The 22,664-nt window shown below is 46.7% G+C and carries 24 protein-coding genes; 20 read left to right on the forward strand and 4 right to left on the reverse strand.

Going from position 1 to position 22,664, the window contains the following annotated elements:
* Positions 1–21: 21 nt before the first annotated feature.
* A complete protein-coding gene (locus V6668_RS09030; RefSeq protein ID WP_338708211.1) occupies positions 22–2,730 on the forward strand; it encodes a hypothetical protein in 2,709 nt (902 codons plus the stop codon).
* A 104-nt stretch (positions 2,731–2,834) separates the two neighbouring features.
* On the opposite strand, the gene V6668_RS09035 is transcribed toward V6668_RS09030, so the two are convergent.
* Entirely contained in the window at positions 2,835–3,230 is a 396-nt protein-coding gene (locus V6668_RS09035) for a cytochrome C oxidase subunit II (protein WP_373461337.1), read from the reverse strand.
* A gap of 217 nt (positions 3,231–3,447) precedes the next feature.
* Entirely contained in the window at positions 3,448–3,807 is a 360-nt protein-coding gene (locus V6668_RS09040) for a phage holin family protein (RefSeq protein ID WP_036610114.1), read from the reverse strand.
* Between the two features lie 187 nt (positions 3,808–3,994).
* On the opposite strand from V6668_RS09040, the gene V6668_RS09045 reads away from it, so the two are divergent.
* From V6668_RS09045 to V6668_RS09060, 4 genes are all read left to right on the forward strand, one after another.
* Positions 3,995–6,361 carry an endonuclease MutS2 gene (locus tag V6668_RS09045; protein ID WP_338708212.1) on the forward strand — a complete coding sequence of 789 codons (2,367 nt, stop codon included), beginning with the start codon at positions 3,995–3,997 and terminating at the stop codon, positions 6,359–6,361.
* Positions 6,362–6,398: 37 nt separating this feature from the next.
* A complete protein-coding gene (locus tag V6668_RS09050; protein WP_081745925.1) occupies positions 6,399–6,851 on the forward strand; it encodes a DUF350 domain-containing protein in 453 nt (150 codons plus the stop codon).
* Positions 6,852–6,970: 119 nt separating this feature from the next.
* Positions 6,971–7,537: a hypothetical protein gene (locus tag V6668_RS09055; RefSeq protein ID WP_036669791.1), complete on the forward strand. Its 567-nt coding sequence runs from the start codon at positions 6,971–6,973 to the stop codon at positions 7,535–7,537.
* 129 nt (positions 7,538–7,666) lie between these two features.
* Positions 7,667–8,881 (forward strand): MFS transporter, encoded by a 1,215-nt coding sequence (locus tag V6668_RS09060; RefSeq protein WP_338708213.1) that lies wholly within the window; start codon positions 7,667–7,669, stop codon positions 8,879–8,881.
* 94 nt (positions 8,882–8,975) lie between these two features.
* Here V6668_RS09060 and V6668_RS09065 read toward each other — a convergent pair whose 3' ends face one another.
* Positions 8,976–10,196, reverse strand: coding sequence for an FAD-dependent oxidoreductase (locus V6668_RS09065; protein ID WP_338708214.1), 1,221 nt, complete (start codon positions 10,194–10,196; stop codon positions 8,976–8,978).
* Positions 10,197–10,293: 97 nt separating this feature from the next.
* Here V6668_RS09065 and V6668_RS09070 point away from each other — a divergent pair, with 97 nt between their 5' ends.
* From V6668_RS09070 to V6668_RS09100, 7 genes are all read left to right on the forward strand, one after another.
* Entirely contained in the window at positions 10,294–10,530 is a 237-nt protein-coding gene (locus V6668_RS09070) for a hypothetical protein (RefSeq protein ID WP_036610100.1), read from the forward strand.
* Positions 10,531–10,561: 31 nt separating this feature from the next.
* Positions 10,562–10,957, forward strand: a complete 396-nt coding sequence (locus V6668_RS09075) for a spore coat protein (protein WP_338708216.1) — start codon at positions 10,562–10,564, stop codon at positions 10,955–10,957.
* A gap of 160 nt (positions 10,958–11,117) precedes the next feature.
* Positions 11,118–11,618: an Lrp/AsnC family transcriptional regulator gene (locus tag V6668_RS09080; RefSeq protein WP_024628343.1), complete on the forward strand. Its 501-nt coding sequence runs from the start codon at positions 11,118–11,120 to the stop codon at positions 11,616–11,618.
* 13 nt (positions 11,619–11,631) lie between these two features.
* A complete protein-coding gene (locus V6668_RS09085) occupies positions 11,632–12,840 on the forward strand; it encodes an aminotransferase class I/II-fold pyridoxal phosphate-dependent enzyme (RefSeq protein ID WP_047842264.1) in 1,209 nt (402 codons plus the stop codon).
* 188 nt (positions 12,841–13,028) lie between these two features.
* Entirely contained in the window at positions 13,029–13,250 is a 222-nt protein-coding gene (locus tag V6668_RS09090) for an aspartyl-phosphate phosphatase Spo0E family protein (RefSeq protein ID WP_179198508.1), read from the forward strand.
* 177 nt (positions 13,251–13,427) lie between these two features.
* Complete coding sequence (locus V6668_RS09095) at positions 13,428–13,979, forward strand: hypothetical protein (RefSeq protein WP_338708217.1); 552 nt, start codon at positions 13,428–13,430, stop codon at positions 13,977–13,979.
* A gap of 37 nt (positions 13,980–14,016) precedes the next feature.
* Positions 14,017–14,559, forward strand: a complete 543-nt coding sequence (locus tag V6668_RS09100) for a bifunctional adenosylcobinamide kinase/adenosylcobinamide-phosphate guanylyltransferase (protein WP_036610092.1) — start codon at positions 14,017–14,019, stop codon at positions 14,557–14,559.
* An 85-nt stretch (positions 14,560–14,644) separates the two neighbouring features.
* Here V6668_RS09100 and V6668_RS09105 read toward each other — a convergent pair whose 3' ends face one another.
* The gene (locus tag V6668_RS09105; protein ID WP_091014720.1) at positions 14,645–15,256 is read right to left on the reverse strand and encodes a DedA family protein; all 612 of its coding nucleotides are present in this window, start codon (positions 15,254–15,256) and stop codon (positions 14,645–14,647) included.
* Between the two features lie 148 nt (positions 15,257–15,404).
* Here V6668_RS09105 and V6668_RS09110 point away from each other — a divergent pair, with 148 nt between their 5' ends.
* The 8 genes from V6668_RS09110 (at position 15,405) to V6668_RS09145 (ending at position 22,661) form a co-directional block, all read left to right on the forward strand.
* Positions 15,405–15,980: a cob(I)yrinic acid a,c-diamide adenosyltransferase gene (locus V6668_RS09110; protein WP_036610088.1), complete on the forward strand. Its 576-nt coding sequence runs from the start codon at positions 15,405–15,407 to the stop codon at positions 15,978–15,980.
* Positions 15,977–16,960, forward strand: coding sequence for an RluA family pseudouridine synthase (locus tag V6668_RS09115; protein WP_338708218.1), 984 nt, complete (start codon positions 15,977–15,979; stop codon positions 16,958–16,960). Before V6668_RS09110 ends, V6668_RS09115 begins: the two co-directional genes overlap by 4 nt.
* A gap of 344 nt (positions 16,961–17,304) precedes the next feature.
* The gene (locus tag V6668_RS09120) at positions 17,305–17,670 is read left to right on the forward strand and encodes an arsenate reductase family protein (protein ID WP_338708219.1); all 366 of its coding nucleotides are present in this window, start codon (positions 17,305–17,307) and stop codon (positions 17,668–17,670) included.
* Between the two features lie 139 nt (positions 17,671–17,809).
* A complete protein-coding gene (locus V6668_RS09125) occupies positions 17,810–18,703 on the forward strand; it encodes a 5'-3' exonuclease (RefSeq protein WP_017689620.1) in 894 nt (297 codons plus the stop codon).
* Positions 18,704–18,708: 5 nt separating this feature from the next.
* Positions 18,709–19,815 carry a phosphodiester glycosidase family protein gene (locus tag V6668_RS09130; protein WP_306068570.1) on the forward strand — a complete coding sequence of 369 codons (1,107 nt, stop codon included), beginning with the start codon at positions 18,709–18,711 and terminating at the stop codon, positions 19,813–19,815.
* A gap of 30 nt (positions 19,816–19,845) precedes the next feature.
* A complete protein-coding gene (locus tag V6668_RS09135; RefSeq protein WP_338708221.1) occupies positions 19,846–20,532 on the forward strand; it encodes an MOSC domain-containing protein in 687 nt (228 codons plus the stop codon).
* A 72-nt stretch (positions 20,533–20,604) separates the two neighbouring features.
* A complete protein-coding gene (locus tag V6668_RS09140; RefSeq protein ID WP_047842269.1) occupies positions 20,605–21,483 on the forward strand; it encodes an ROK family protein in 879 nt (292 codons plus the stop codon).
* Positions 21,484–21,659: 176 nt separating this feature from the next.
* Positions 21,660–22,661, forward strand: coding sequence for an HRDC domain-containing protein (locus V6668_RS09145; protein ID WP_338708222.1), 1,002 nt, complete (start codon positions 21,660–21,662; stop codon positions 22,659–22,661).
* Positions 22,662–22,664 lie beyond the last annotated feature (3 nt).

Below are 22,664 nucleotides of genomic sequence, written 5' to 3' on the forward strand. Positions count from 1 at the left end.
GACTTGAAGGAGGGCACAACTGTGACTACACCTGATCGTACACGCGTCACCGTAGAGATCTACGGGACTTCCTATAAACTGGTTGGCAGCAGTGCCGACTATATGAAACAAGTAGCTAACCTGGTAGATGAGCGTATGGGCGCGATCTCCAAGCAAAATTCCCGTCTGGATACTCCGCGTATTGCGGTACTGGCGGCTGTACATATGGCTGAACAGTCTCTTCAGACTCAGGAAATCCGTAATGAACTGAAGATGCTCACTGGAGAACGTACAGAACTGAGAAACGAATTGAATCGGTTAAACGCCATACAAAATGAACATCAACAAGAATTGGAACGGCGTGACCAGGCTCTTGCTGATTTGCAACAGCTGAAGATTGAAGCAGAGCAGGCGTTGCAAAAGTCCGAATCGGACAAAAATTCAGAGATAGCCAAGTTGAATAAGCTGCTAGAGCAAGAACGCGCTCAAGCAACGGAGCGAGTGCAGAAATTGCAGGCCCAAGCGACAGCACAACTGAAGGAAGCAGAAGCCAAGGGAACGAAACAGCTGAAGGAAATGGAAGAGAAAGCGGCTAACCAGCTTAAAAATGCACAGGCACAGGCTGCTTCCCAGCTCAAAGAAGCTCAGAACCGTTCTGTAGCCGAATTGCAGCAGGTGCAGGCCAAAGCTGCGGCGCAATATAAAGAGTTGCAGGACAAGACTGCAGCTCAATTAAAAGAAGCCGAAAGCCGTGCCGTTGCAGAACGTCAACAGATTGAAGCCAAGGCTGCGCAGCAGGTCCAGACAGCCAAGGAAGAAGCCGAGTCGGCCATTTTGTCCGAGTTGGAGCAGGCAGAGAGCAATCTGAAGAAAGCTCAGGAAGAGGCAGCGCTGCAATATAACGAACTTCAGCAACAGATGGAACTTCGTCTTCAACAGGCTGAAGAAAAAGCGCTGCAACAGACACAAGAGCTCACGGATCAGGCGAATCAGGAACGGGCTGACTTGCAGGAACAAGCGGAGCAGAAGCGCCTGACTGAGATAAATCAGTTGAATGCGGAGTTCAAGGCGTTATCCGAGCAGTTGGAACTCGAATGGATGGAGAAAGAAGCAGCCCTCGAGGAACAATTGCAGCAAGCCAAGGAAGCAGCAGCGTCCCAGGCGAAAGAAGCCGAAGCGGCGGCAGAGGCCTTGTTGCAAGAAGAACAGGGCAAGCTCAAGCAGCAACTTGAGGACCAACGTAAACAGGCGGAGACTCGACTATTAGATGTCGAAGAGCAATTAGAAGAAGTGATGACCCAGCTCATCAGTGCACAGGACATGGTTGCAGAGCAAGAACAGCAGCTTCAGCACGAGCGTGGTCAATTGGAATCGTTACGTCATGAGCATGGGGTCCGTAAACAGGAGCAGGAAGTTCAGACTCGCCGAATTACGGAACTGGAACAACAACTGGAGCAGTTGAAAGAGGACCGTTCCCAGTTGCAGGAGCTTCTACGTGAAACGGAACAGGCTGCCCAGCAATCCCGTGATCTACAGGAACAATGGAAGCAGAAGTATAATGAAACTGTGGATAGAGAAACCTCTCTCGCAGCGCAGCTACGCAAACTTCAGGAGCAACATGCACAGCTTGAACAGGAAGCCCAAAAGCTTCGTGAGGCTGAAGTGAAGTCGGAAGAGGAACAGCGCAGACTGCAAAAAGTGCTTGAACAGGCTCATGCTGCGGTGCGTACATTGCAGAATGAGATCGGCACGCTTACGGAACGTGAGCAGTCCTTGAAGGATCTTGCTGAGCAGCGATTGGCTGAGATCGGAGACCTGGAGAATCAGATTCTTGAAGTTGCTGAACAAAATGAAACGTTGGAGTCTGGTGTGCAATCCCTTCATGATGAATTGTCCGTGGTGAAGGAAGAGTCTCGTTTCAACCATGAAGAGGCTGTGCAATACCAGAAGGATGCAGAGCTTTTGGAAGAGAAACGTAATCAGCTTGAAGTTGAGCTAAATGTTGTTCGGGAAGAGCTGAACCGACTTCAGGATAACTATAAACAAATCCGTAATGATTACAGTGATGCATTACAACGGGAAGAGAATTACAGTTCCAAGCTGGATGAATTGAGCAAGGAGAAACAAGAGATTGTGAGCGCACTTGAAGAAGCGAGGCAGTCTTCGGCTAAACTTTCCGAGCGTTACTCTGAGCAAGAGAGCCGGCTAGCTCAGACTGAGGAAGAAGCGTTGGAATGGCAGATCAAATACGAAGAACTGTCAGCCAAACAGACCGAGCTGGCATCCCGTCTGGAGCAGTTGACAAGACGTGAAGAAGAACTTCGCTCAAGTGTTGAACAAGCAGAGCAGAACGACCAGGTGTGGCAACGCCGTGCAGATGAATGGGCGGCTCAGGAACAATCCTGGCAGGAACGCTGGGCTACACTTGAGAATGAACTGACGGTTTGGAAGAGAGAAAGTGCTGCAAGTAGTGAGTTGCTGGAGGGACTGGAGCAAGAACGACAGCAACTGGACAAGTTACGTGCAGAAGCGACCCAAGAGAAAGAGATCATGGAAACTGAACTGCTTGAGATGGGGGAGCGTTACGAACTAGCGGCCAATCAATTACGTTTGTTACAGGTTGAACGTGAAATGGATCAGGAGAAGGCAGAGCAGCTGAACACGGAATATCGTCAGTTGCATGATGAATATACGAAATTGCAGACGGAATATAACGAATGGATTGAATTGATTGAACAGGACCAGGCCTAGCGGAATGAATGTAGCAGAACTGGCTCGTGGGCAACGTACTCTGGTACAATTTGTTATACTAAAGAAGGAGCTCCCGTCGCTGCGGGGGCTCCTTGTCTTGAATACTATTCTTCAACGATAATTTTGGAGATCATGCTACTGTGTCCTGAACCACAGAAGACAGAACAGGACATTTCAAACTCACCAACTTTGTCCGGGGTTATGACTTTGGAGCTATTTCTGGTATCCAATTGAAGATTCAGCTCAGGCACAAGGATACCGTGATTTCCGTTTTCATTTTTATAAACAATGTTAACGGGAACGCCTTTTTTAAGATGGTACTCAGGTTGATCGAATTCATAGTTACTTGCCTTGATGACCAATTCTTCACTGGCTGTGACTCCAGCATCAGCATCGGATCCATTGCTGCCAGATTCCGCGGACTGTTTTGCTCCTCCACATGCAGTGAGGACCAGAATTAACATACAGGCAGCAAGCCATGTTATGCCTTTCTTCATCATGTGCCTCCTTAAAGCGTGATATGGATAAAATTTGAATGATTGCTCCAGTCATCATACCGCAATATGTGGATGCCTGTACACGCTGCGTATGTCGTTTTTTTGAAAATTGTACGTGTACGGCAGAGCGTGTGTACTGCCCGAATGAAATAAACCCCTTCCGGCACAGGGCCTTCAGAGGTTTAGGAGAATACATGGGGACGTTAGGGTGAAGTGGAGATTAACTTTTGGAGCTTCGTCCGGCATCAAAAGGGGTGGATACCGGGATGAAGAGATCGATAATCCCGATAACCAGCGCAGCGAGAATGGCACCGAGCAGGCTGACTTCAACATGATCTACAACATATTGACCAAGCCAAATCACCAGTGCGCTAACGATAAATCCGACAATACCGCGACCAAACGGGTTGACTCTTTTGCCGAAGATACCTTCAACGATCCAGCCGAGCAGGGCAATGACAAGAGCAAGCAACAGAGCGCTCCAAAAGCCACCAACGGCGAATCCGGGAACGATCCAGCTGACCACCATTAATACAATTGCAGCGATGACAAATCGCACGACATGTCCCAGGAAATTCATGGTGTTTACCTCCTTTTATTCGGATTGAACTGAGCAGGGCAACTCCAAGGGGATGGAGAGGTTGCACAATCCTGACACCTGTAGTTTGTGGTGTTATGGTTGAAGTTATGTGTGGAAGGATTCGTTAAATAGCGTAAGAAAGTTTCTTTCGTTATAATACAGATATAGTTTGGAAGGAGTTGTACACTTGGACACGAAAATTTTACACACACTGGAATATCGCAAAATTTTAAATACATTGCTTAGCTTTGCCCAGACGACCATGGGAAAAAAGAAAGCGGAGCAACTTGAACCAAGCAGTGAACTTGAAGAAGTGAAGCGGTTGCTGCAGCAAACCGATGAAGCCTTCACATTTGATCGCTTGAAAGGCTCACCGTCGTTTGGGGGAATTGTAGATATTACGGCTTCCATCAAACGTGCTGAAATTGGAGGCACACTTAACCCTCACGAACTTTTGGGAATATCCAATACAACCTTTGCAGCGCGGCGATTGAAACGTCAGATTGGTACTTTGCATGAAGATGAGCCCATCGAATCATTGTTCTATATCAGTGATCAACTGTCAGAGCAAAGAACGCTTGAGGATGCCATCAAAATCTGTATTGACGATAATGCAGAGGTTGCCGACAGTGCAAGCGTAACGTTGGCGCAGATTCGTCGTGAGCTGCGAGGCGGAGAAGCGCGGATTCGCGAAAAACTGGATTCCATGATTCGATCCTCTACCGTATCCAAGATGCTTCAGGATCAGCTCATCACCATCAGAGGAGACCGTTTTGTTATCCCGGTGAAAGCTGAATATCGCTCGTACTTTGGCGGGATTGTGCACGATCAATCCGGTTCGGGTGCGACATTGTTCATTGAGCCGGAATCCATTGTTGCAATGAACAACAAATTACGCGAGACCCGGATTCGGGAAGAACGCGAAATAGAAATTATTTTGCAGAAATTGACGGCACTTGTCAGTGAGCAGGGAGAGTGGCTGTTGTATGATGTCGACTTGCTGGGATCACTTGATTTTATCTTTGCCAAAGCACGTCTGGCTCGTGAACTGAAAGCAACATTGCCTCGCATGAATGACCGCGGGTTCCTGAAGCTCAAGAAAGGCCGTCATCCACTGATTCCGATTGAAAACGTGGTTCCAATTGACATAGAGTTGGGCAATGATTATACATCCATTATCGTGACAGGTCCCAATACGGGTGGTAAAACGGTAACGCTCAAAACGATTGGATTGCTGAGCCTGATGGCCATGTCCGGTTTATTTGTTCCGGCTGAGGATGGCAGTCAGTTATGTGTATTTGATGCGATCTATGCAGACATTGGGGACGAGCAGAGTATCGAGCAGAATCTGAGTACTTTCTCCAGTCATATGACCAACATCATTCGCATTCTGAAAAACATGACACCAAAAAGTTTGGTATTGCTTGATGAACTTGGCGCAGGGACAGATCCGGCTGAAGGTTCCGCACTGGCGATCTCCATGCTGGAGCATATGCACCGGACGGGATGTCGCATGGTTGCAACCACTCACTACAGTGAACTGAAAGCATACGCATATGAGCGTAAAGGTGTCATTAATGCCAGCATGGAATTTGACATCAACACACTGAGTCCAACCTATCGCCTTCTAGTGGGTGTACCTGGACGAAGTAATGCATTTGCCATTGCAGAGCGACTGGGACTGCCGGGTTACATTCTCGACTACGCCCGTGGCGAAGTGAAGGAAGAGGATCAACGGATTGAGCACATGATTGCTTCTCTTGAAGAGAACCGTCTTACGGCTGAACAAGAGCGTGAGAAGGCAGAGAGCTTGCGCCAGGATATGGAGAAATTACGCAGTCGTCATCAGACCGAACTGGAGAAGCTGGAACAGCAGCGTGATCGCCGGATTGAAAAAGCAGAAGAAGATGCACGCAGCATTGTGGACAAGGCTCGCGCGGAAGCGGAGAAGATTATAGCAGATCTTCGCCTGTTGGCTATGGAAGAAGGTGCTTCCGTGAAGGAGCACAAACTCATTGCTGCCCGCAAACAGCTGGACGAGGCTGAACCGGAGAAACGCAGAAAAACGGTCAAGAAGACGGCAACTGCGCCGAAGACTCGTGCTATCGGTCCTGGTGATGAAGTGCTTGTCTACAGTTTGAATCAAAAAGGCCATGTTGTAGAGATGGCGGGCAGCAAAGACGCTATGGTACAACTGGGGATTATGAAAATGAAAGTATCCCTGGATGACTTGGAACTGCAGCAATCGGCTCCCGCAGCCAAACCAAAGCAAAAACCGGTAACGGGTATGAAGCGCACACGTGATGACAATGTAAAAAGTGAATTGGATCTGCGTGGTACCAACCTGGAAGAAGCCCTGATGGAGACAGACCGGTTCATTGATGAAGCTTTCCTTGCCAACCTGGGCCAAGTTTATATTATTCACGGTAAAGGTACAGGAATTTTACGTTCCGGTATTCAGGATTACCTGCGTAAGCATAAACATATTAAAAGCTACCGGCTGGGCAATTACGGAGAAGGCGGGAACGGTGTGACCGTCGCAGAATTGGAATAGCCGGTCCATGAATCAATGATATTCTGTGACCTTATTCATGAAGGTCGCAGATGGGAGAGGGGAACGGTGCGTGATAGAAAGCATTGACCAATTGCTGTCTCATCCCTTGGGGATGGTACTCGGTTTTTTCTCGGTAGCGATTATGGAGCTGCTCGTATTTCTGGCTTGCTTCGAACTGGTGACCAAGTATAAATGCTGGACGGAGATCAAGAAGGGCAATGTGGCCGTTGCGATGGCTACAGGAGGCAAGATCTTCGGGATCTGCAACGTATTGCGGTTCTGCATACAAGCGAAATCTTCGGTATATGAAGCCATGACGTGGTCATTCGTAGGGTTTATCCTTCTGCTCATTGCCTACTTTTTGTTCGAATTCCTGACACCCGTGTTCTCCATTGATAAGGAGATCGAATCGGATAACCGAGCTGTCGGATTGATATCCATGATTATTTCAGTCTCGCTGTCGTTTGTTATTGGCGCGAGCATTATCTAGGGGGAACGGTCATGAAGATATTGATACGGATTTTGTTTGCGGCATCGATCGTGTTTTTTGCCATCGGTGTCATCTATGTAATGAATACATGATTATATGAAAGAGAAAGGTTGATCAATATGGAAACAACAGTATGCCCTTGGTGTCAGACGGAGATTGTATGGGATGAGGAGCTCGGTCCTGAAGAAGAGTGTCCTTATTGCCACAATGAGTTAAAAGGATACCGTACGCTCAACATTAACATCGATGATGAAGAGAACGATGAAGCTGAGGACGACATCTATGATGTAGACGATGTAACGAACGAGAAACAGACTACGGATCTTTCGGATCTGTGGGGGGATGAAGTTGAACTCAAATTGCCGGAGTTGCGAACGTTGACCAAATATGCGGATGAAGGTAATGACCTCATTCAGTATGAACAAGGTGTACAGAAGCAACTTGATCATCAGGAAGAAGTACCAGAGTGCCCGAATTGCCGCGAATTCATGATTCTCGCAGGTACACAAGCTGCAACGCAGGATAACTTCACACCAGTTGCTAACGCAGCTTCAGGCGAAGGGTCACTATTGGCATCACCGTTTAAAGTATTGACCTATGTATGCTCGGGATGTTTCCAAGTTCAATACAGTCTGTCTGAGGAAGATCGTCTGCGTCTGATCAAGAACCTGAGTACGCAGGAATAAACATTTCGGCGATTCTAACCAATTTCATAGCAATCCTGAAGATTCATCATGTTTTCCTCTTGCTTGGGGCACGTTAACCCTAAGACCTACCTGTACATAGTTCACTTCAGGTGGATGAAGGAGGAGCAGATGAAGATTACTTTAGGCCGACAATCCATTCTGCTTTTGGGCGTGAATGGATTGTTTGCGTTAGCCGGAGCGCTGTCGGGAACCTTTTTGAATGTGTTTCTGTGGAAAAGCCGTCCGGATTATGCCATGTTGGGGTGGTTCACTCTCAGCCAGCAACTGGCCATTGGACTGACATTCTGGCTTGCTGGCAAATGGGTCAAGGAACACAATAAAATGAGTGCACTACGACTAGGTACTGCTCTGTCCGGCATATTTTATATGATAGTCCTCTGGGCTGGTTCCAAAGCTGTAGACTGGATATGGCCTCTGGGTATGCTACTAGGTTGTTCCTTGGGGCTATTCTGGATTGCATTTAATGTTGTGTATTTTGAAATAACGGATCGGGAAAACAGGGATCTATTCAATGGCTGGGTTGGGTTACTTGGTTCGATGACAGGAATTATAGGTCCATGGTTCTCCGGTCTGATTATTACTCGCATGACAGACAACACAGGATATCGGCTCATCTTCACGGTATCACTCGTTATTTATGTTATAGCAGTAGTTTTTAGTTTTTTTCTGAAAAAAAGAAAGGTGAGCGGTACATACCGCTGGTCGGAACCTTGGATACAGCTATCCAAGCGGGATAGTCCCTGGAGGACCTTAGGCTTGGGTTTATTCGCTCAGGGTGCACGTGAAGGTGTCTTTGCCTTCCTGATTGCACTGCTTGTATATTTGGCTACCGCACAGGAGTACAAATTGGGGCAGTTCTCACTCATCACTTCTGCTGTGGCACTAGTAAGTTATTGGGCAGCCGGGAAATGGTTTAAACCACAGTATAGATCAAAAGGCATGTTCATTGGAGCCCTCATTCTGCTCGTTGTGCTTCTTCCTCTTCTCTGGAAAGTGACCTATGGTACGCTGTTAATCATGGGGATTGGGAGTGCTGTTGCGATGCCGTTATATGTATTACCGATGATATCAGCGGGATTCGACATGATGGGCACAAGTGGCGAAAATGTGGAGAAAAGGGTTGAACTTGTCGTTTTGAGAGAGTTATGCCTGATGCTTGGCAGACTATGTGGGTTGGCCATATTTATTGTGACGGTCTTAAATGCTCCGTCTCTACGCATGTTAACCTGGCTTATTATTGTCCTCGGCGCTTCTCCGCTATTTGGATGGATCTTTATGCGCAAGTTATTGAACCGAACGGAAGGGCAAGAGCCCTCGGCTTAGCAGGCTTCCCAATATATAAACAGGGTACAGCGGCGGGAAAGAGAACTTTCCGTGTGCTGTACCCTATTTGTAGTTGTATTGATTCAGTTGTTGGTTATACAGGAGATGGTTTACTTGTACGTGTGAGTGAGAACAGATCCATATCAGGGTTTGGTTTGCCAGTAATAGCATCCACAATTAAGGAAGCAGCAATCATGCTGTATACCGTCCCGTTACCTCCATACCCTTCTACAAAATATGAATGCGGATAATCGGGATGTGTACCGATCAGGGGGAGGCCATCATTCGTATTACCAAACACAGCGCCCCAGGCATAATCGACTTCAAGATCATCTAAATGGAAATAGGAACGGACCTCTTCCAGGAGTGTATCTCCCCGGTGTTTTGAACGTATTTCACGTTGATCCTCTCGAGGTGTTTCTTCATCCAAACCGCCTGCGATGATTCTTCCGTCCGGTGTTGTTCGCATATACAAATATGGGCGAGCTGTCTCCCAAATCATGCTGTGTTCAAACCATTCACTAAGATCAGACAACGGTTTGGTAGCAATCGCGTAGGTCGTTTTCAGATAGGCTCCGCGATCCTTTTTGATGTCCTGTGTCTCGTAACCGGCAGCAAATATGACTTTCTTGGCACGGATTTTACCGTTGGCAGTGTGGCAGACTACACCATCTTCATCGTATTCACAGTGTATCATCTCCGTCTGACCATAGATTCGAGCGCCGCGCTTATTGGCGGATTCAAACAAGGCATGAACAAAACGATAGGGGTTCACTTCTGCATCTCCCATGGTGTACAGTGCAGCGGGTTTGCTGAAGGGGAAATGCTGGCTTATTTTGTCGGCATCCCACAGTTCAGCTTCAAAACCATAACGCTTCAAGGTCTGATATTCTTCCTCCAATAGGGCCACATCATCTTCACTGCTCGCAAAACAAAGACTTGTTCGTGGAATAAACCAAGGGTCTGTATCCAGGCTGTCTGCAATTTGAGCAAGTTGTTTCATGGCTTCACGACAAAGCTCATAAAAACGTACGCCTGTTGCTTCACCAAAAGTGTGGATACATGAGGTTAGTGTCTTGTCATTGGTGTATTGTAAAAGACCTGTATTGGCAGAACTGCTGCCGTTGGCAATGTCTCGCTTATCAATCACAACAGTGTTAACACCCTGTTCCGTGAGTAGTTTAGATGTCAATGCGCCCCCCATGCCCCCACCAATGATGAGGCAGTCACAAGAGATGTCTTCTTGCAGAGCAGAATAATTAAATGTTGAATTGAAAGTGGAGGGCCAGAAAGGTGTGCCATAGACCAGATCCATTAGAAACATCTCCTTTATAATTTAAATTTGTATACTTTTGTGTGACCGGGTTAACAATAATTGCGCATAAACTTTATGCCGAGGAGGCCATCGAAACATGCAGAATCATACTATGCAAGCGCTGAGTCCCAAGGAATTGAACTACATTGCGGACTCTATCACCAATGAAGAACTGCTGATTAAGCAGTGTGCAGCCACAGCTTCCATCACACATAATCCACAAATTCAACAAGCTCTGAATCACTATGTTCGCTCACATGAACAACATCTGAACACGCTTGTCAATGCACTGCAGCAACATCAGTCTCTTGCACCGGCGCAAGTCAGTAATTGAAGACAACTCTAACTGTATAGGAGGAAAACGCATGTATTCTCAATCTTTATCATCTAATGGCGCTTTTATGCAGGAGCAGGATCTGCTGAAGTCGATTCTTGCAGATTTAAGACGAACCTCGCGCGAATATACGACTGCGACAACGGAAGCTTCCTGCCCCATGACACGTCGAATGTTCACAGACCTGACAAACGATACCCTAAGATTACAAGGGGAACTGTTCAATCTGATGCAGCAAAACAACATGTATTCTGTCTCGTCCAAGGCACCTCGTCAGGATGTGGACAAGCAAATTCAGTCCGCCCACCAGACCCAACAAAAGTGTCAGCAATTCATTCAGGAAAAGAATACGCAGAACAGTTCATATAGCCAAGCTCCTAATGTGTCTCAGCATCAACCGAATTACGGTAACCCTTATTACATGTAACCTTTGCAAAAGAGGTTTGAAGCACCTAACGTTACAGGACCATACCACCGCTTGCCTGAATTCAGGGCAGGCGGTCTTTTGTCTATGCATCAACGTCAAATTCATGTAATATAAGTATTAATTCATTTTCAGGAACCTGGATGACGCTGGAGGGAAAACCATGAAAGATTTGAACGATCTGCAATTAAAAGTTCTGGATCTGCTGAAGGAAGACGCGAGAAGGACTCCCGCACTGCTGTCGACGCTGCTGGGGGAGTCGGAAGACAAGATCAAGAACGCCGTGGCACAGCTGGAACAAGACCACGTCATCGTGAAATACGCAACCGTCGTGAACTGGAGCAAAATAGATGATGAAAAAGTAACGGCCCTGATTGAAGTGCAGATCACGCCGGAGCGTGGTCGTGGTTTTGAAGGGATTGCCGAACGTATTTATCTCTATCCGCAAGTAAAGTCCGTATATCTCATGTCCGGTGCATACGATCTGCTCGTTGAAGTGGAAGGTGGCAACCTGCGTGAAGTCGCTAATTTTGTGTCGGAGAAACTGTCTCCGATAGACTCTGTACTTTCAACCAAAACGAATTTTATTCTTAAAAAATATAAGCAGGACGGGATTATCTTTGAAGACCATCAGGAAGACAACCGTCTCATGATCTCGCCGTAAAGGAAGATGTGTCATGATAGTGAATGAACAGACAACCGGGAACAACAAGAAAATGACATCTTATCTGGCACCCCTCGTGCAGCAGATACCTCCATCCGGAATTCGTAAATTTTTTGATCTGGTTGGAGACAACAAGGATATTATCACATTGGGTGTGGGTGAACCTGATTTTGTTACCCCTTGGCATATGCGTGAAGCTTGTGTATACTCGCTGGAAAGAGGTATGACCAGTTACACATCCAACGCAGGTATGCCGAAGTTGAGAGAAGCCATTAGTGAATATCTGGATACTCAGTTTGATACCAAATACGATCCCAAGGATGAGATTATTGTTACCGTGGGTGGCAGTGAAGCGATTGACTTGGCTTTGCGAGCATTAATCGTACCTGGTGACGAGATTCTCATTCCTGAACCTTCGTACGTGGCGTATTCACCAATCGCTTCAATCGGTGGCGGTATACCAGTTGGTGTTGATACCTATGCGAAAGATCAGTTCAAGTTAACGGCCGAAGCACTTGAAGCTGGTATCACGCCGAAGTCGAAAGTGGTTATTCTGTGTTATCCGAGTAATCCGACTGGAGCCATCATGACGTATGAAGAGTGGCTGCCTATTGCTGAAGTGATTAAAAAGCATGATCTGATTGTGATCGCGGATGAAATTTACGCTGAATTGACGTATACGCAAAAACATGTTAGCTTTGCAGCTATCCCTGACATGAAGGAGCGGACCATTCTCGTAAGCGGATTTTCGAAGGCTTTTGCAATGACAGGTTGGCGGATCGGTTACATGTGTGGTCATCCTGAGCTTATTGCAGCCATGCTCAAAATCCATCAGTATACGGTAATGTGTGCGCCGGCCATGGGTCAGGTTGCTGCACTTGAGGCGTTGACAAATGGTTTGGGTGAGAAAGATCGGATGGTAGAATCGTATAATCAGCGTAGACGTTTAATTGTGCAGGGCTTCAGAGATATTGGACTTGATTGTCATGAACCTCAGGGAGCATTCTATGCATTCCCGAGCATTCAAAAGACGGGTATGAGTTCAGACCTGTTTGCTGAGCGATTGTTAACGGAGAATAAAGTGGCTGCTGTTCCGGGCAATGTTTTTGGCCCTCAGGGTGAAGGCTTCTTGCGTTGTTCTTACGCTACTTCTGTAACCCAATTAAATGAAGCTTTGGAACGAATCGGAAACTTTGTTTACAAACTGCAAAAAGAGGGTTAATACTAAAGTAGAATCTTTTTACAAATGTGACATTGTTATTATTGGAAAAAAATAACTTTCTTTTACAAAATAATGTGATATAATTCAAATTTGAAATAAGTTTTCATATATTTGGAAACCATTTTTCCAAGGAGGGGTTAGCTTTGTTTTGTGTTGAATATGATTTACCGACGAATCGTGGGCACTATCTGGCAGAAGGCGATCATGGCGACCGATGGTCGGTGAAACCCGATAACGCATCTTTGCATGACATTTCCTTGGAAGATGAAATTCATATGCTTCGTCGCAAGATGGAACAGATCTTCCTCGAAGAGAAATCATTCACATCCGATATTGTAATTGAAATCAGCAGTTTGCTGGATTTAAAGATTAATGAATATATGAAGGCTAACCCGATTAAAGCAAAATAACGTTTATGCTGGATTGAAACGTTTCATTAATCGAATTAGAAAGTAAAGAAAGGGAGACCTGAGAAGGTCTTCTTTTTTTGTGTGTAAAGGCAGGGTGATCCCCCGATAAGCCAGGTTATTTTTTTGCGTGGAACAATTGTGATATATTGGACATAGGAGACTAAAGGGGGAACTGGAATGAAGAGATTTTGGGGGTTTACTGCAATCATTTCTATCGTTTTTCTGCTTGCTGGTTGTGGAGGTAAAGATGGTTTTTCCATATTCATCATTGATAACCAAGGAAATCCATCTGTAATCTCAGAGCAGTTACAGGCCAATCTGCAACAGAAACTGGGCGAGGAACCCAAGGTAGAAGTGATCACCAGTGCGATGTATGATGTTCAGAAAATTATGGTAGAGTATGCGGCTGGAGGACATGATATCTTCATATTGCCTGAATCCGACATGAAACAATACGGAAGTAATGGCTCCAATGTTCCGCTGGATGATACTTTTGATCCCAAGAAGTTTGAACGGGGTGTATTTGAGGGTGGAGTATTGGTAGAGAAGGGTGAAGGAGATGGAGGTTCAGATCTCAAGCAAGAATCACATCTTTACGGCATTCCACTCGAAGATATGAAAATGTTTAAAGATGTAGAATATGCTGCGAGCAATTTGTTCGCTACCATTCCAGTGTCATCTTCCAATGTCGAAGAATCCAAAAAAGTGCTGAAGGCGCTGACAGAGTAAAGAAAATTCAGAATGGCTATGGAAGGAGGGAAGCGGATTGCTGATTACGGTCACAGGCGGCATAGGTAGTGGTAAAACCCGGTTTGCCCTCAAGTACGCAGCCGGGATTAGCCGGGAGGGTGTATATTTATCCACCGGTGATCATGATCCCGTTATTCCCGAATTGCCATCCGCTCATTATCGTGCCATTCATGCCGGGAACGGTCAGCATCTGACAGAGGTGATCACCCAGATTAATCGGGAATCCAATCTGTTTTTGGCGGATCAGCGAATTGTAATTGTAGACAGTCTGACCTCCTGGATGGCTGCCGGTTTCAGGGCAACAAAGGATCTGGATCATCAGCGTTCAGAGACACAGCTTTTGCTTGATGCATTATTGTCTTATCAGGGGAAGTTGCTTGTGATTACCAATGAAATGCATGGCACATTGCATCCTACCGAGGAAGAACGAATATTTACAGCGAGAATGGCTTCGGTTAATCGGATGCTGCAGATACATGCTGAAAAGATGTACTTGCTGGTATCTGGTCTGGCTATCGATCTTAAGAGTCAGGGCATGCGAAATGAAGATGAACGATAGCGAGATGACATAAACGGGTGACATAAAGAAGCCTCCTTAACCACGAATTGGTGGCGAGGAGGCTTTATTTAATAAACTATCCTTTTTATTTCTGCTTTTTGCTACGTCTGATCCACCAGATGATACATCCGATGACAATGATGGCCAGAATGACATACACTACAATGGAATAGACGTCCATAAAGTGCAAAATGCTCTCCCATGATGCGCCAAGCGCAGCACCAACGCAGACAAGAATGACATTCCAGATCAATGTACCAATGGTTGTAAAGAGAAGGAATAAACCAAATTTCATATTGGACATGCCTGCTGGAATGGAGATAAGACTACGAACGAGGGGAACCATTCGGCAGAATAATACGGTCCACATGCCATATTTGTCAAACCATGCATCGACACGGTGAATGTCCTCTTTTTTGATGCGCAGAACATGTCCCCAGCGTTCCACAATTTTCTCAAGGCGTTCGACGTCAATGAGTAGACCAATACCATACAAGAGAACAGCACCAAGGACAGAACCAATAGTTGCAGCGATAATAACTCCTGGAAGAGTGAGACTGGTATAGGTGGTCATGAATCCGCCAAACGGCAAGATGATTTCGGATGGAATTGGGGGAAATACGTTCTCAAGAGCAATAATGAGTGCAATGCCTATGTAGCCGTATTGTTCCATGAAATCGGTTATCCAGTTTTGCATAATCGTCTCCTTTACTTTTGGTTTCCTTTGATTTGTCGTATACTCGGCAGAGCACACCAATTCTTATATACGTGTAAAGCGATAGACGGGTTTCTGAAAAAATGGCATTCCCGTATTCATTATTATATTACCAATTGGAGGGATAACGATGGGCATATATACACGAACAGGTGACGAAGGACAGACTTCGGTCATCGGTGGACGCGTCATCAAGGATGATGACCGAGTTGAGGCTTATGGTACGATTGATGAGTTGAACTGTTTTGTAGGCCAGGCGATCAGCCTTATTGACTCGGCTCAAGGGGAATTTGAAGATCTGCGTGAACATTTGCTGGAAGTTCAGCAGGAACTGTTTGATTGCGGGTCGGATCTGGCCTTTGTGAAGATTAGTGAGACCAAATATAAGGTGAGAGATGAAATGGTCACACGTCTGGAACAATGGATCGACCAGTATGATGCAGAGAATCCAAAAGTGGAACGGTTCATTATTCCTGGTGGTAGTCAGCTTTCTTCTGCTCTTCATGTGTGCCGTACTGTATGTCGTCGCGCAGAGCGTCGCACGGTAACACTTGGACAACATACAGATATTAATCCGTCTGTACGACGGTATCTAAACCGACTGTCTGATTATTTCTTCGTGGTTGCACGGACGGCCAACGCGAGACAACAGGTGGCCGATATTGAATATGTGCGGAGCAAAAAAGTCTTCCGCCGCAAAGAATGAGCCAGTATTATTCGCCGATTGTCTACACGGTGACCGAACAAGAAGATGGCTGGCTGCTGAAGACCGTGCTTCAGCGGCGGCTGCTGGTGTCGCGTAAGCTTTTGTCCAAAATTAAGCTGACGGAGCAAGGTGTCATGCTTAATGGAGAGCGCGTGTACATTAGCGTCAAGGTAGCTGCGGGTGATGTCGTTGAAGTTCGGATGGAGCAAGAGGAATCGGATGATATTTTGCCTGAGCCTATTCCATTTACCGTTCTGTATGAAGATGAGCACTTGCTTATTGTCAACAAGGATGCGGGCATCATCGTTCATCCAACACATGGACATTACACGGGGACTTTGGCAAATGGCGTTGTTCATTACTGGAAAACCAAGGGCGAGCGTTTCCGGTTCAGACCGATTCATCGACTTGATCAGGAAACGTCAGGTGTGCTCGCAATAGCCAAGAACCCTTATGTGCATCAGCATGTCTCTGAACAGATGATCGCTGGAACAGTAGACAAGAAATATATTGCACTTGTGCACGGCAGCCCTGTACCGGAACAAGGGGCAGTAGATGGCCCGATCGATCGTGATCCTGAAGAGCCACACCGCCGAATCGTAACACCTGATGGTTACGCTGCAAGAACGTTGTACACAACCTTAACACGTTGGTCAGGGGGCAGCGCCAGTGCGATAAGCCTCAAGCTGGAAAGTGGCAGAACCCATCAAATCAGGGTACATATGACGTCCATTGGCTGTCCATTAATCGGTGATCGAATGTACAAGACACTACCTGTGCACGAGATCGATGAGCAGACCATGGCTGTTCGAGAAGAACGGGATACCTGGATCGAACGCCAGGCATTACATGCCTGTGAGCTGACATTTGAACATCCCATTCTACAGGAACGCATAACGTTCCAGGCTCCTTTTCCAGCAGATATGGCCGCGCTGGAGAAGCGTTTGAATGATGAGGTAGCTCCGAGAGAAGAACTGTAGGAAGCTGCGACGGGGCTCTTAGATTTCCTTAGATACGCCCTCTGTGTCGTAGCTTTCTGTACGGCAAGCCTTGGTTGAGGTCAACGCTGGTGGGCTATTCCATGTGAGGGGGCTTAATGCACCTGAACAACATGCCGCAGGCTAATCATTATGGTTGTAGACTCTTTAGTCCTTAAAGTTTTAAGGTCTTGATCCAAAAAATATAGCGAATGTGTTTTGATCTCATTCGCAAAAGTCAGTAAAATTACATGGCGATGGTATCGATTTGGAGCGACTTTTGGATTTGTGAAGCAAACCAAGGGAAGCGAGAAGTCGATACCGGAGCATTTGGAGGAACACATACCATGAGTAACTTAAAAATATATCAATATGCCAAATGCGGCACATGCCGCAAAGCTGTAAAATGGCTTGAAGCTCAAGGACATGAGCTGGAGTTAATCCCTATTTTTGACTCACCGCCATCAGAATCTGAACTAACAGAACTCATCCAAAAGAGCGGACTGGAAGTGAAAAAGTTCTTTAATACGAGTGGGGAAGTGTACAAAGAACAACAATTGAAGGACAAGCTTCCGGGCATGTCCGCTGATGAACAGATTAGTTTACTGGCTTCCAATGGTCGTCTGATCAAACGTCCAATCGTTACGAATGGAGAAAAGGTGACGGTTGGGTTCAAGGAAGAAACGTACGAGCAGGAATGGAATAACGCATAAACGCGCTGAATATCAGCCTTGAATTGTTCAAAATTCAGGGCTTTTTTGGCTGAACGATGGTTGGCGGAACTATGCTATAATGATAGAATTAGTTTCGATATTTTATATGCTAGATTTAGATAGGAGAGAACAAATTCAAGTGAATCAACGTAATGAACCTACTTTGTTGCTGGTAGACGGTATGGCGGTGTTGTTCCGTGCTTTTTATGCGACATCTGCAAGCGGATATATCAGACGTACAAAGGCAGGATTGCCTACCAACGCAGTCTACGGATTTATCCGTTATTTCTGGGATGCGGTTCAGACTTTTGGGCCAAGTCATGTCGTATGTTGTTGGGATATGGGCGGTAAGACGTTCCGCGGTGAAGAATACGCAGCTTACAAAGGCAACCGGGCCGAAGCTCCGGATGACCTGATTCCCCAGTTTGCTCTGATTCGTGAAGTCATGGATAGCCTGGGTATTCCGAATATAGGTGCACAAGGATTCGAAGCCGACGATTGCATCGGGACGCTTGCGAAGTATTATACCGAAGAGACCGATATGAATGTTATGGTACTGACGGGTGACCACGACATGTTGCAACTGATCAATGACCGCACAAGTATCATTATTATGAAAAAAGGCCATGGCAACTACATGGTGTACAACCCTGAAACGCTCATGGCTGAGAAACAACTGACACCTCGTCAAGTGATTGACATGAAGGGTCTGATGGGAGATGCCAGCGACAATTATCCCGGAGTACGGGGAATTGGTGAGAAAACAGCGTTGAAGCTTGTACAGGAATACGGCTCCATTGAAGGGATTCTGAGCAACATGGATAAACTGACCCCTTCGGTGCGTAACAAGATTGAGAATGATCTGGACATGCTTCATCTGTCCCGCAAACTGGCAGAGATTCATTGTGCTGTTCCGGTTGCCTGTGCGCTGGATATCTGTGAATTGCGTCTTGATCCGGATATGGTGATGGACAAGTTTGAACAACTTGAGATGAAGAGCCTTGGCTCTTGGATGGGAGTGGCAATAGGGTGAGCAACATGAATAACGTACGAACAGGCAAAAAGTGGTGGACAGGGGCTATGGCCCTTGTCCTGGCCTTGCCCGTAATTCTTTCGGGAGCAGTAAGTGCACCACAGACAGTAGATGCCAAAGCAGCAATTAACACCAAAGTACAGAAAGTAAAAGCAGCAGGACGTAATTTTACCGTACAGACCGTTTCGATTCCAAAGGGAACACCGGTTACCGTGGGACTCGCGAAGAAGCAAGTTGGCCAGACGGCAACATTGCCATCGATTGTGAAAGCCTATGGTGCGCAAGCAGCCATTAACGGAGCGTTTTTTGAAGCATATAACGGAGCACCAGATCCATACGGTATGTTAATAGCAAATGGTAAGGTCATACATATTGGAAGATACGGAACATCCATCGGATTTAAGGAAGACGGCTCGGCGATCATGGATTCACTTCAGGTGAGTTTGACAGGTAAAGTAACGGATACAAAAGGTAAATCACGCAGTTGGTATGCCACCTTTATTAATCGAACACCTTCAGCGAACGCAAGCATTACGATGCTGTATACGCCTGAACGAGGTGCCACAGTCGGATTCAAAGGTGGCACTGCGGTTGTCATGGAGAAAGGTATCGTGACCAAAAAAGTGCCCAATACAAATGTAGCGATTCCTAAGAATGGCTCGGTACTGGTTTTCACAGGTAATCAGAAGTCTTCTTCGGACCGTTTCACCGTTGGTTCGACCGTAGAAATGAATTATAAGTATACGAACGCAGCAGGCAAAGAGATCCCTTGGCAAGATGTAGTGACTGCTGTTGGGGCAGGACCCCGTCTGGTAAAAGACGGTAAGGTAGCTGTCAATCCGACGAGCGAAGGTTTCAAGGATGCCAAGATTCTTAATGCTTCCGGAGCCAGAAGTGGTATTGCGATCATGGCGGACGGTTCTGTTATGCTGGCTACCGTTTCCGGAGCAACAATCAAGGAGTGGGCAGCGGTGATGCAGAAGCTTGGCGCCAAACAGGCCATGAATCTGGATGGCGGTGCTTCCTCGGGTATGTATGCCGGGGGCAAAATGCTGACTTCTCCAGGTCGGCTCTTGAGTAATACACTCGTATTTGGCGGCTCTGTGCGTTAAAAGAAAGTGATTATAGGAGGTATGACGCAAATGACACTCACATCTGATCGAAAGCCAGGGGAGGGCAATACAGCTGTTCTGGCCATTAATGTAGGACTGCCGCAGCCGCTCCCTGGGCAGAAGCGTGAAGTGCTGAGCTGCATTGTGAAACATCCTGTATCCGACGCGGTTTTCCTGTCATTCACTGGAATGACAGGGGACGCGCAGGCGGATCTGGTGCATCATGGCGGCCCTGACAAAGCCGTTTGTGTATACGATTACAGTCGTTATCCGGCGCTGGAACAACTGATGGATCGCAAGCTGGATTGGGGAGCTTGTGGAGAAAATCTGACAGTTGAAGGCTGTGCCGAAGAAGACGTCCGGATTGGTGATGTGTACGAGTTGGGCGAAGCCACAGTGCAGGTCAGTCAGCCCAGACAACCTTGCTTCAAGCTGGGTGCGAGGTATGACTATAAGGAGCTGCCTGTTTATTTTCAGGAGAGTGGATATACCGGCTTTTACTTTCGTGTACTGCAAGAGGGTGAGGTAGGGCCTTCATCGATATTTCGACGGATCAGCACCGATCCAGCCTCAATGACGGTTCTTGAAGCCAATCGAATTATGCATCAGGGGAAAGAAAATGTCGAAGGTATTCAGGCGTTGCTGGCCATTCCTGCGCTGTCAGACAGCTGGAGGCAAACGTTAATGAAACGATTGTCCAAGTTGGAGATTAATTAGCAGGGTAATTATCGTGTCATCAAGTAAAGCAATTCGAATTCCTTTTTAAACTAACTTGGGAGTGTGACTAACATGACGATCTTAGGCGCAATTGAAGCAGGCGGAACCAAATTTGTATGTGGTATTGGCACAGAAAACGGAGAAGTTCTGGAACGCGTAAGTTTTCCAACAACAACACCGGAAGAGACCATGGCTCAAGTGATTTCATTTTTTGAAGGCAAAGGCATTGAAGCTCTGGGTGTAGGTTCATTCGGTCCGATTGATCCGATTGAAGGAAGCCCAACATATGGCTATATCACAACAACACCTAAACCACATTGGGGACAATATAACGTGATTGGCAAGCTCAAGGAGCATTTTGATGTGCCGATGACATTTGATACGGATGTGAATGGTGCGGCACTTGGAGAAGCAACCTGGGGCGCTGCACAAGGTCTTGAGAGCTGTCTGTATATCACTGTGGGTACAGGTATTGGTGCAGGTGCTGTGGTTGGCGGTAAAATGGTCCATGGATTGTCACATCCAGAGATGGGACATATCATTGTACGCAGACATCCAGAGGATACATACGAGGGTTTCTGTCCGTATCATGGTGACTGCCTCGAAGGCCTTGCAGCTGGCCCAGCTATTAACAAACGTTGGGAGCAACCGGCTTATGAACTGCCTGCAGATCATAAAGCTTGGGAGATCGAAGCACATTACCTGGCACACGCCCTGATGAACTATGTTCTGATTCTCTCTCCGCAGAAAATTGTCATGGGTGGCGGAGTAATGAAGCAGGAGCACCTGTTCCCGATGGTTCGTAGCAAACTGCAGGAGTTGCTTGCAGGATACGTTCAGCATCCGGCACTTCAATCCGACATTGACCAGTATGTTGTTTCACCAGGACTTGGCGACAATGCAGGGCTGTGTGGTTCGCTGGCGCTTGCCAAGTTGGCATTGAATAAGTAGGTCATTAAGGGATTGACGAATTTTACCATTGTGGTATGATATGGGCAACAGCATAGTACGGTTAATGAGGAAGCACCTCTCTTGCATGGATTTTGCAGGAGGGGTGTTTTTTTGTGCTGCCTATAGGTAGCATCTTTAACTCGTATAAGCTGAATATTCAAAGGGAGGGAACGAAAATGGAAGTCATTTTCATGAACAGATTGTCCAGAATGTCAGATCAGAATGCAGAGTATGCACAGTTATGGATTGGGGAAGAGGAAGATAGTTGGCAGCTGGGATGGAGTCGCTACGAGGAAGGAGAGCATGAGGACAGCATCTGGTATGAAGGGACTTCTTGGGAGGAGCTGCTTCATATTTACCGTCATCAGCTTGCCATACAGATGAGTGAGGGGTACCGACCGCAGTTGCAGGGGTTATTTCATGAGAATGATGATCTGAAGTCACGCAGTTATGGTGGACAGCGGCTCCATTGTTACAGTGAGTTATACGGCAATGAACAATTATATACGGATCTGTGCACATGGCGCAGGAAGAGAGCTGTGTCTGACCGGAAGGCACCGTATTTTATTGCAACGAATCGTCTGCTGCGTTTGATCAGTGCCTTTGTTCCGCAATCGCTGGATGAACTGATGCAACTTCCGGGCGTAGGAGAGAGCAAAGCAACTGAGTATGGTGCGGAATGGATGGAGATTACAACCGGACTGGAGCGTTCAACGACATTCCCGCTGGACTGGGTATACACGGCGCTGAAGGAAGAAGAGTATGAGAGTTGGTTATACAAGCAGAGAGAGCAGAAGTACAAGCAGGAACTTGATAAGTTCACCACGCGTAAGCAGGTGCTTGAAGGCATGAAGGAAGGGCATACGTTAGAGGAGATTGTTAATCGATCCGGATTATCCCGACGCGAGTTGGTTGAGCTGTTAGAGGCACTGGATCATGAAGGTTATGACACCGATTGTCTTCTTGATGTGGAGCTGGCAGTGATGCCAGAGAACGAACAAGAGGCCGTATGGAGTGCGTATGAGGAGCTGGGAGATACGTTCCTGAAGCCAGTATTACATAAGGTGTATGGAGGAGAGAAACCCGATGGAGGAAGTCTGGAGCAGGTCTATGAAAGACTGCGCATGATTCGAATCCGCTTCCGTCGGCACGCAGAGACAGAGAAGAATGTTGGTTAATAC

This window comes from Paenibacillus amylolyticus, assembly GCF_036894225.1.
Lineage (GTDB): Bacteria > Bacillota > Bacilli > Paenibacillales > Paenibacillaceae > Paenibacillus > Paenibacillus amylolyticus.

Bases quoted from the DNA above. Each gene is read 5' to 3' on its own strand.
- V6668_RS09050 (WP_081745925.1), top strand. From the start codon at position 6,399: ATGAAGGTCGCAGATGGGAGAGGGGAACGGTGCGTGATAGAAAGCATT.
- V6668_RS09115 (WP_338708218.1), top strand. From the start codon at position 15,977: ATGAGCCAGTATTATTCGCCGATTGTCTACACGGTGACCGAACAAGAA.
- V6668_RS09095 (WP_338708217.1), top strand. From the start codon at position 13,428: ATGAAGAGATTTTGGGGGTTTACTGCAATCATTTCTATCGTTTTTCTG.
- V6668_RS09140 (WP_047842269.1), top strand. From the start codon at position 20,605: ATGACGATCTTAGGCGCAATTGAAGCAGGCGGAACCAAATTTGTATGT.
- V6668_RS09065 (WP_338708214.1), bottom strand. From the start codon at position 10,196: ATGGATCTGGTCTATGGCACACCTTTCTGGCCCTCCACTTTCAATTCA.
- V6668_RS09085 (WP_047842264.1), top strand. From the start codon at position 11,632: ATGATAGTGAATGAACAGACAACCGGGAACAACAAGAAAATGACATCT.
- V6668_RS09080 (WP_024628343.1), top strand. From the start codon at position 11,118: ATGAAAGATTTGAACGATCTGCAATTAAAAGTTCTGGATCTGCTGAAG.
- V6668_RS09040 (WP_036610114.1), bottom strand. From the start codon at position 3,807: ATGAATTTCCTGGGACATGTCGTGCGATTTGTCATCGCTGCAATTGTA.
- V6668_RS09075 (WP_338708216.1), top strand. From the start codon at position 10,562: ATGTATTCTCAATCTTTATCATCTAATGGCGCTTTTATGCAGGAGCAG.
- V6668_RS09145 (WP_338708222.1), top strand. From the start codon at position 21,660: ATGGAAGTCATTTTCATGAACAGATTGTCCAGAATGTCAGATCAGAAT.
- V6668_RS09130 (WP_306068570.1), top strand. From the start codon at position 18,709: ATGAATAACGTACGAACAGGCAAAAAGTGGTGGACAGGGGCTATGGCC.
- V6668_RS09135 (WP_338708221.1), top strand. From the start codon at position 19,846: ATGACACTCACATCTGATCGAAAGCCAGGGGAGGGCAATACAGCTGTT.
- V6668_RS09035 (WP_373461337.1), bottom strand. From the start codon at position 3,230: ATGATGAAGAAAGGCATAACATGGCTTGCTGCCTGTATGTTAATTCTG.
- V6668_RS09070 (WP_036610100.1), top strand. From the start codon at position 10,294: ATGCAGAATCATACTATGCAAGCGCTGAGTCCCAAGGAATTGAACTAC.
- V6668_RS09055 (WP_036669791.1), top strand. From the start codon at position 6,971: ATGGAAACAACAGTATGCCCTTGGTGTCAGACGGAGATTGTATGGGAT.
- V6668_RS09110 (WP_036610088.1), top strand. From the start codon at position 15,405: ATGGGCATATATACACGAACAGGTGACGAAGGACAGACTTCGGTCATC.
- V6668_RS09105 (WP_091014720.1), bottom strand. From the start codon at position 15,256: ATGCAAAACTGGATAACCGATTTCATGGAACAATACGGCTACATAGGC.
- V6668_RS09060 (WP_338708213.1), top strand. From the start codon at position 7,667: ATGAAGATTACTTTAGGCCGACAATCCATTCTGCTTTTGGGCGTGAAT.
- V6668_RS09120 (WP_338708219.1), top strand. From the start codon at position 17,305: ATGAGTAACTTAAAAATATATCAATATGCCAAATGCGGCACATGCCGC.